Origin of the sequence: Citrobacter sp. Cpo089, assembly GCF_030332695.1 — a bacterium.
Lineage (GTDB): Bacteria > Pseudomonadota > Gammaproteobacteria > Enterobacterales > Enterobacteriaceae > Citrobacter > Citrobacter portucalensis.
The window spans coordinates 1-7433 of the sequence record NZ_JAOWHJ010000042.1; the positions used below are offsets into that span (position 1 = coordinate 1).

The window sequence follows — 7433 nt, forward strand, 5'->3', positions numbered from 1 at the left end:
AAATCGGTGGAGCTGCATGACAAAGTCATCGGGCATTATCTGAACATAAAACACTATCAATAAGTTGGAGTCATTACCTGAGCAATGGTAGTAGACTATGTAGTTATAATTTGACATTTCAGTTTAAGTTTTTTGACAGGTATAACTGGAATGTTAGTGTCGCAAATTCTGGAGTTCGTTTAGGTAGTATCGTTCCTGTGAATGATACTTTTATGGGGAGGTTTCATCAGGAGTGTCTGGCCAGAGAGTACAATATTTTTGGTGCCATTGAGTCAGAGGTAAAATGGCATGACTGAGCATGGCACTTTATTTTACATGGAAAAAATACTTACTTTCGCTTTAGTTTGTGCCTTTTGTTATATGCTGTATATTATTTCGGTTTGCTGGTTACCCGTACGTGAAAGTCATTATCTTCTGGTTGTACAATGGTGCCGTAACGATGATTCAAATACCCACTATGCAAAGAATTTATCCTGGCATGGTTTATATGTTTATTTGGAGAAATCGTCTGGGAATATTATTGTAAGGGAAATGAACACTCCTCTACACGATCCATTTCAGCCTTATCGGTACGTTTACCGTAAAATTGCACATGAAAATGATATATCCTTGGTCGCAGAGAAATGGGGGGTAATTAAGTGTCAGGAAAAAAATAAAGCGCTCATTGGTTCATCTGGTTATTCTTTTTTATGGAGACATGGCCAATGAACACTTTTATAAGACGAGCTACTATAAAAATATTTTTTTTACTAAGTATAATGTTTATCTGTATTTTTTCTATTAACTCAGTTGAAAGATATAACAATATTGTTAGTTTTAAAATTCACAATAAGATAGTTTATACATTGGAAAAGATGAAGAATGATAGTGATGATGATCTTAAAATTAATATTTATAGTTCAAGGTTGAACTGGGTTTTAGGACAAACCTGTTTCTCAGAGAATATAGAATCACAGCAAAAAGGGGAAATGGAATTATATAATTGGGGTGTGGGGATAATCGAAAATGAAACCATCACCTTAAAAAATAATGGAAGAGAATTGATTTTTTCAGTTATAGGCTGCAATACTTAAGGAACCCTGCCAGAGCAGGGCTCTCTAATAAGACTTAGCGACGAACAGCGATCGCTTCAATCTCGATTTTCACGTCTTTCGGCAGACGGGCAACTTCTACGCAAGAACGCGCAGGGAAGGTCGCGTTGTGTTCGGTGAAGAATGCTTCGTAGGTCGCGTTTACAGTTGCGAAATCGTTCAGGTCTTTAACGAAAACGGTCGTTTTTACGATGTCGCCCACTTTCAGGCCTGCTGCTTCAACGATAGCTTTTACGTTTTCCAGCGACTGACGTGCCTGAGCGGACACGTCTTCCGCTACGGCACCGGTTTTCGGATCGACCGGGATCTGACCGGAAGTGATTACCATGCTACCCAGGTCAACGCCCTGAACGTATGGGCCGATTGCTGCTGGTGCATTTTCCGTCGCGATAGTCTTGCTCATGATTTCTCCTGAATTACAGCGGTAGTAGAATGTTCCCGCTCATTATAGGGAGCCGGGATCTCATAACCAACCCCAATTAGTTGGCCAGCACCACATAATGCGAAAACTCTTTTTCACAGTATTTGCATTTGAGTGCGATGTCATCAGCGCGCTTTTTCACTGCAAAACTGGAAGATACTGGTTCAGCATGGCTGATACAGTTGCTGTTTGGGCAAACCAGTACGTTGTCGATACGCTCAGGCAGGCTCGGACGTGATTTACCCACCACGTCGTAATCGTCAATGCGGTTTACCGTTGCCTGCGGGGCGTACAGGGAGAGCTGGTTTACCTGCTCATCGGTCAGGAACGTGTTTTCAATTTTAATCAGGTCCTTACGGCCCATCTCGCCTGACGGCAGGTTCAGACCGATGGTGATACGTTGGTCGGTTTCCGTCAGTTTGAACAGCGTCAGCAGCTTAAAACCAACCTGTGCGGGAATATGGTCAATCACGGTGCCACGTTTGATGGCTTCAACCTGCAGTTTGTTATCGTGTGTCATCTCTTTTTCTCCCTTACAGTGCCAGTTCGCTATTCAGTACCAGTGCCAGTAACGCCTGGCGGGCGAAGATGCCGTTGCCAGCCTGCTGGAAATACCAGGCGTGTGGCGTCTTGTCGACGTCGGTGGTGATCTCATCGATACGCGGCAGCGGATGCAGTACCTTCATGTTTGCTCTGGCGCCGTTCAGATCGCTGGCGCGCAGAACAAACTGCGCTTTCACGTTGGCGTATTCGGACGGGTCCAGACGCTCTTTTTGTACGCGGGTCATGTAGAGGATATCGACCTCCGCCATCACCTCTTCAATAGTGCCGTGCAGGCTCCAGGCGATACCTTTTTCATTCAACATATCCAGAATATATTGCGGCATGGCCAACGCGTCCGGGGCGATGAAGTAGAAACGGTTACCTTCAAACTTCGCCAGCGCCTGGGTCAGGGAATGGACGGTGCGGCCATATTTCAGGTCACCCACCATGGCGATGTGAAGATTGTCCAGGCGACCCTGAGTTTCCTGAATGGTGAACAGATCCAGCAGCGTTTGGGTGGGATGTTGGTTGGAGCCGTCGCCTGCGTTCAGTACCGGAACGTTACCGGAGAACTCCGTAGCCAGACGCGCGGCGCCTTCCTGCGGATGGCGCATTACGATGGCGTCGACATAGGTGCTGATGACGGAAATGGTATCGGCCAGTGTTTCACCTTTTTTGCCCAGAGAGGTGTTGCTGCTGTCAGAGAAACCCACCACGCTGGCGCCCAGGCGGTGCATGGAGGTTTCAAAGGATAAACGGGTGCGGGTTGAGGCTTCAAAGAAGCAGCTGGCGATAACCTTATGCTTTAACAGCTCCGGCTGTGGGTTAGCTTTTAATTTCGCCGCCGTTGCGAGGACCAGATTGAGGTCATCGCGGCTGAGGTCGTTTATGGAAATGATGTGTTTTTGATAGAGCGGATTAGCCATGTTTATCTCCTGACGCCTGGGCAAAAAAAAAGCCCCTCAATTGAGGGGCTCGGAATGGGTGATCAACGGAAAGAAAAACGGCAGGCCAGCGTCCTTTTTCAGACGCGGTAAGACAAAATGTCGTACACACTGAACCATACATCCTCCCGGCAAATTGTCCGCGATTATACTCAGCTCCGTTATGGGATCAAGCGAAAAATGCACAAATTATTCATCGCAAACGATTCTCATGAATATTCATTCACCCTGAATGCCAAACAGTAACAATGAGATAAACATGCGTTGACGCAAAATATCGGCAAATAGCAGTAGTATGGCAGACCATTTTTTCGTATAACAACTAAAATGAAACGATGTTTTAATTAAGGGGTTTGAGATGATTGTCGGCAATATTCACAACCTGGATGCCTGGCTGCCGGAAGAGCTGCGTCAGGCGATTGAACACATTAAAGCGCATGTGACGGATGAGACGGAAAAAGGTAAGCACGACATCGACGGCGATCGTCTGTTTTATCTGATTGCTGAAGATATGACGGAGCCGTTTGCACAGCGCCGCGCCGAGTATCACGCGCGCTATCTGGATATTCAGATCCTGCTCAAAGGTCAGGAAGGCATGACCTTCAGCACGCAGCCTGCGGGCGCGCCGGAAACTGACTGGCTGGCGGATAAAGATATCGCCTTCCTGCCGGAAGGGGTACAGGAGAAAACGGTGGTGCTGAACGAAGGTGATTTCGTGGTGTTTTATCCGGGCGAAGTGCATAAACCGCTGTGCGCGGTCGGTGCTCCAGCGCTGGTACGCAAAGCCGTGGTGAAAATGCGGGTGGCATAAGCGTATTTGCCGGGGGCGGCTTCGCCTTACCCGGCCTACGGGAGCGCGGTTGTAGGCCGGATAAGATGCTCAGCATCGCCATCCGGCATTCTTTTCATCCATGCCCTCACTTCGCCAGCGTCGCCACCATCACCGCTTTGATGGTGTGCATCCGGTTTTCCGCCTGATCAAATACGATACTGGCGGGGGATTCAAAGACCTCATCGGTCACTTCCATTCCGCCGTGCAGACCATATTCCTGTGCCATTTGTTTGCCAAGCGTGGTTTGATCGTCATGAAACGCGGGCAGGCAGTGCAGGAATTTCACCTGCGGATTGCCGGTCAACGCCATCATCGCGCTATTAACCTGGTACTTACGCAGCAGCGCAATACGTTCGGCCCACTTCTCTTTTGCTTCGCCCATTGATACCCAGACGTCGGTATAGATGAAGTCCGCGTCTTTCACGCCAGTGGCGACATCTTCAGTCAGCGTAATATTGCCGCCGTTTTTCTGCGCCAGCGCTTTGCACTCCGCAACCAGACTTTCTTCCGGCCAGCAGGCCTGCGGTGCGACCAGGCGCAGATCCAGCCCGGTTAACGCGGCGGCTTCCAGCATGGAATTGCCCATATTGTTGCGGGCATCACCGGTGTAGACCAGCGTCATCTCATTAAACGCTTTACCCGGCAGGTGTTCCTGCATAGTTAACAGATCCGCCAGCAGTTGAGTGGGGTGAAACTCGTTGGTTAATCCGTTCCACACCGGAACTCCGGCATATTCCGCCAGCGTCTCGACAATCTCCTGACCGTGACCCCGATACTGAATACCGTCGTACATGCGGCCGAGCACGCGGGCGGTGTCTTTGATCGACTCTTTATGGCCAATCTGGCTGCCGCTTGGCCCGAGATACGTCACGCGCGCGCCCTGATCGTATGCGGCAACTTCGAAAGAGCAACGGGTACGGGTTGAGTCTTTTTCGAAGATGAGCGCGATGTTTTTACCGGTGAGCTTAGCGACTTCAGTGCCGTTTTTCTTATCTGCCTTCAGCTGTGCGGCGAGCTGGAGCAGTGACGTGAGTTCAGCAGAGGTGAAATCAAGCAGTTTCAAAAAATGTTTCTGATAAAACGCAGACATGGTTCCCTCACATGGCTTAGGCTATTTATTGAATTAAAATTCAATTTATATGGATGTTTATTCATTTGCAACCTTGTTTAACAAATCTTTCCTGGAAAGGTGGAGGCAATGACAGTGGTATGTGACAATAAGAGTATCGGCAGGACATTATGAGGAACGAGCCATGGCAAACCCGGAACTACTGGAAGAACAGCGTGAAGAAACGCGCTTGATTATTGAAGAGCTACTCGAAGATGGCAGCGATCCAGATGCGCTGTACACCATCGAGCATCACCTTTCCGCGGATGACTTCGAAACCCTGGAAAAAGCGGCAGTAGAAGCCTTCAAGCTGGGTTATGAAGTGACCGAGCCGGAAGAGCTGGAAGTGGAAGAAGGCGACACGGTTATTTGCTGTGACATTCTGAGCGAATGTGCACTGAATGCGGAGTTGATTGATGCTCAGGTTGAGCAACTGATGAACCTGGCTGAAAAATATGATGTGGAATACGACGGTTGGGGTACCTATTTTGAAGACCCGAACGGCGAAGAAGGTGAAGACGGCGACGATGAAGACCTCGTCGACGAAGATGATGACGGCGTGCGTCACTAAGTCATCTACTGACCTGCGGTAGCCCAGGCTGCCGCAGGCCAAGGACAACGTATGGATTACCTGCAAATACTTTCCCCGATCTACAACTTCCTGCACTGTAAAACGCCCCAGGCCTGGCTTGATAAAGCGCGAGACCCAGCGAATCTGCCTCTGTTATTGACCGATCACCTCGTCTGTGAGCTGAAAGCGGCGCAAACGGCGATGCTGCTGGTGCGTAAGTATGTCGCGGATAAACAGGGATCGCAGGCGCTGCTGGACTGGCTGAAGCCCTATGAAGCGTTTGCTTTCAGAGAAGGGGATGAGCCGGATTTTATCGCGCTGAATAAACAGATAAGCAAAAGCGTGATGCCGCAAACCGACGACCCGTGGGGACGCAAGCTTATCGACAGCATGGTTTTGCTGATCAAAGAAGAGCTGCATCATTTCTGGCAGGTGCGTGAGGCGATGATGAGCCGCAACATTCCCTATATCAAGATTACCGCCAGCCGTTACGCCAAAGGCATGCTCAAAGAGGTACGCACCCATGAGCCTTTAACGCTAATCGATAAACTGATTTGCGGGGCTTACATTGAGGCGCGTTCCTGCGAACGGTTCGCCGCGCTGGCGCCGTATCTGGATGATGATCTGCAGGCGTTTTATCTGTCGCTATTGCGATCCGAGGCCCGACACTATCAGGATTACCTGGCGCTGGCGCAGCAGGTTTCAGCCGATGATATCAGTAGCCGGGTGCGGTTTTTTGGCGAAGTAGAAGCCGCGTTGATCACCTCTCCTGACGATGAATTCCGCTTCCACAGCGGTGTGCCGGCCTGAAGGCATCCTGTTAAATGTGAAGATACGTTAGAAACGGCCGGGTTTCCCGGCCGTAGATCTTACATAAATGGCAGTGCCGTCGCTGTGCCACGCGAGATAATTGCAAACGCACCGGTGTCCAGAGGAATGTCATCGTTAGTAAGATCCAATTCATCAAGGTTGCCGATAACAACGGTTTGTTCGATCTGATAACGCAGAAGTCGTATTCTCAACCATGGATAGGCCAGACCACATGTGATCATCGTTATGAAGGTTATCAGTAGCAGATATAGGGCCACTCTGGTGAATCTCAACGATGAGTGAAAGTGAATACTATCCGCGAGTGCCAGGTGATTGAATGTGTAATTACGCAATGCTGAAAAAGCGTAAGCGGACGAGAACAGAATACCTACAAAATATAGTAGGTATGTCAATGTAAGTGTTCTTTGCGCACCGGACAATAGCGCGAATAAACCGTAATTATAGATGTCATGAAAAAGCGAATTCATAATATTTACAATGACAGCTATAAAGGGGGTCTGGATAATTAATGCGATCAATAAAATAATAATGCATCTTGATGCTTTAATATTTATAGTGAAGCGATGAATACCAAACTTATACTTATTGGCAAGAAGCATTATCCAGTTACGGTAAACAACACCGTTAAGTATGAATATGGCTATTACGAACAGTACGATCAGGCAAACTATTAACGAAACCATTGGTTCGAGGTCTGATGGCCATAGTAGCTGCATGAGACCGATAAAAACAATAGACATCAGGTGATGCTGCCAACTTACTGATTTAGTGTATGATGGTGTTTTTGAGGTGCTCCAGTGGCTTCTGTTTCTATCAGCTGTCCCTCCTGTTCAGCTACTGACGGGGTGGTGCGTAACGGCAAAAGCACTGCCGGACATCAGCGCTATCTCTGCTCTCACTGCCGTAAAACATGGCAACTGCAGTTCACTTACACCGCTTCTCAACCCGGTACGCACCAGAAAATCATTGATATGGCCATGAATGGCGTTGGATGCCGGGCAACTGCCCGCATTATGGGCGTTGGCCTCAACACGATTTTACGTCACTTAAAAAACTCAGGCCGCAGTCGGTAACCTCGCGCATACAGCCGGG

The 7433-nt window shown here is 48.6% G+C and carries 13 protein-coding genes and 1 pseudogene; 7 read left to right on the top strand and 7 right to left on the bottom strand.

Annotated elements, in window-relative coordinates; all coding sequences use genetic code 11:
- From OGX92_RS06830 to OGX92_RS06840, 3 genes are all read left to right on the top strand, one after another.
- The coding region (locus OGX92_RS06830; protein WP_071603212.1) for an IS1 family transposase at positions 1-63 on the top strand (63 nt) is incomplete at its 5' end.
- A gap of 225 nt (positions 64-288) precedes the next feature.
- Positions 289-708 carry a hypothetical protein gene (locus OGX92_RS06835; RefSeq protein WP_191219600.1) on the top strand — a complete coding sequence of 140 codons (420 nt, stop codon included), beginning with the start codon at positions 289-291 and terminating at the stop codon, positions 706-708.
- Positions 705-1073, top strand: coding sequence for a hypothetical protein (locus OGX92_RS06840; RefSeq protein ID WP_286586367.1), 369 nt, complete (start codon positions 705-707; stop codon positions 1071-1073). Before OGX92_RS06835 ends, OGX92_RS06840 begins: the two co-directional genes overlap by 4 nt.
- A 34-nt stretch (positions 1074-1107) precedes the next feature.
- On the opposite strand, the gene ridA is transcribed toward OGX92_RS06840, so the two are convergent.
- The 5 genes from ridA to pyrL all read right to left on the bottom strand — a co-directional run bounded on the left by ridA (position 1108) and on the right by pyrL (position 3119).
- On the bottom strand, positions 1108-1494 hold the full coding sequence (gene ridA, locus OGX92_RS06845) for a 2-iminobutanoate/2-iminopropanoate deaminase (RefSeq protein WP_000047544.1): 387 nt from the start codon (positions 1492-1494) through the stop codon (positions 1108-1110).
- 76 nt (positions 1495-1570) lie between these two features.
- Positions 1571-2032, bottom strand: coding sequence for an aspartate carbamoyltransferase regulatory subunit (gene pyrI, locus OGX92_RS06850; RefSeq protein ID WP_003025816.1), 462 nt, complete (start codon positions 2030-2032; stop codon positions 1571-1573).
- 13 nt (positions 2033-2045) lie between these two features.
- Positions 2046-2981: an aspartate carbamoyltransferase gene (gene pyrB / locus OGX92_RS06855; RefSeq protein ID WP_003025818.1), complete on the bottom strand. Its 936-nt coding sequence runs from the start codon at positions 2979-2981 to the stop codon at positions 2046-2048.
- A 2-nt stretch (positions 2982-2983) separates the two neighbouring features.
- The gene (locus tag OGX92_RS23450) at positions 2984-3037 is read right to left on the bottom strand and encodes a pyrBI operon leader peptide (protein ID WP_106875647.1); all 54 of its coding nucleotides are present in this window, start codon (positions 3035-3037) and stop codon (positions 2984-2986) included.
- Positions 3018-3119 carry a pyr operon leader peptide gene (gene pyrL, locus OGX92_RS06860; RefSeq protein WP_003025819.1) on the bottom strand — a complete coding sequence of 34 codons (102 nt, stop codon included), beginning with the start codon at positions 3117-3119 and terminating at the stop codon, positions 3018-3020. The genes OGX92_RS23450 and pyrL overlap by 20 nt, the downstream gene beginning before the upstream one ends.
- Before the next feature lie 238 nt (positions 3120-3357).
- Between pyrL and OGX92_RS06865 the strand changes: the two genes are divergently transcribed.
- Entirely contained in the window at positions 3358-3810 is a 453-nt protein-coding gene (locus tag OGX92_RS06865; RefSeq protein WP_048215052.1) for a YhcH/YjgK/YiaL family protein, read from the top strand.
- Between the two features lie 106 nt (positions 3811-3916).
- Here the strand turns inward: OGX92_RS06865 and argF are convergent, their stop codons facing one another.
- Positions 3917-4921 carry an ornithine carbamoyltransferase gene (argF, locus tag OGX92_RS06870; RefSeq protein WP_003830265.1) on the bottom strand — a complete coding sequence of 335 codons (1005 nt, stop codon included), beginning with the start codon at positions 4919-4921 and terminating at the stop codon, positions 3917-3919.
- A gap of 163 nt (positions 4922-5084) precedes the next feature.
- Between argF and rraB the strand changes: the two genes are divergently transcribed.
- The gene (gene rraB, locus OGX92_RS06875) at positions 5085-5510 is read left to right on the top strand and encodes a ribonuclease E inhibitor RraB (protein WP_003025845.1); all 426 of its coding nucleotides are present in this window, start codon (positions 5085-5087) and stop codon (positions 5508-5510) included.
- A gap of 51 nt (positions 5511-5561) precedes the next feature.
- Entirely contained in the window at positions 5562-6320 is a 759-nt protein-coding gene (gene miaE, locus OGX92_RS06880; protein WP_148362521.1) for a tRNA isopentenyl-2-thiomethyl-A-37 hydroxylase MiaE, read from the top strand.
- A 59-nt stretch (positions 6321-6379) separates the two neighbouring features.
- Here miaE and OGX92_RS06885 read toward each other — a convergent pair whose 3' ends face one another.
- Positions 6380-7081 (bottom strand): DUF898 family protein, encoded by a 702-nt coding sequence (locus OGX92_RS06885; RefSeq protein WP_286586368.1) that lies wholly within the window; start codon positions 7079-7081, stop codon positions 6380-6382.
- A gap of 57 nt (positions 7082-7138) precedes the next feature.
- Here OGX92_RS06885 and OGX92_RS06890 point away from each other — a divergent pair.
- Positions 7139-7433, top strand: a pseudogene (locus OGX92_RS06890) (IS1-like element IS1A family transposase); the annotation flags it as partial.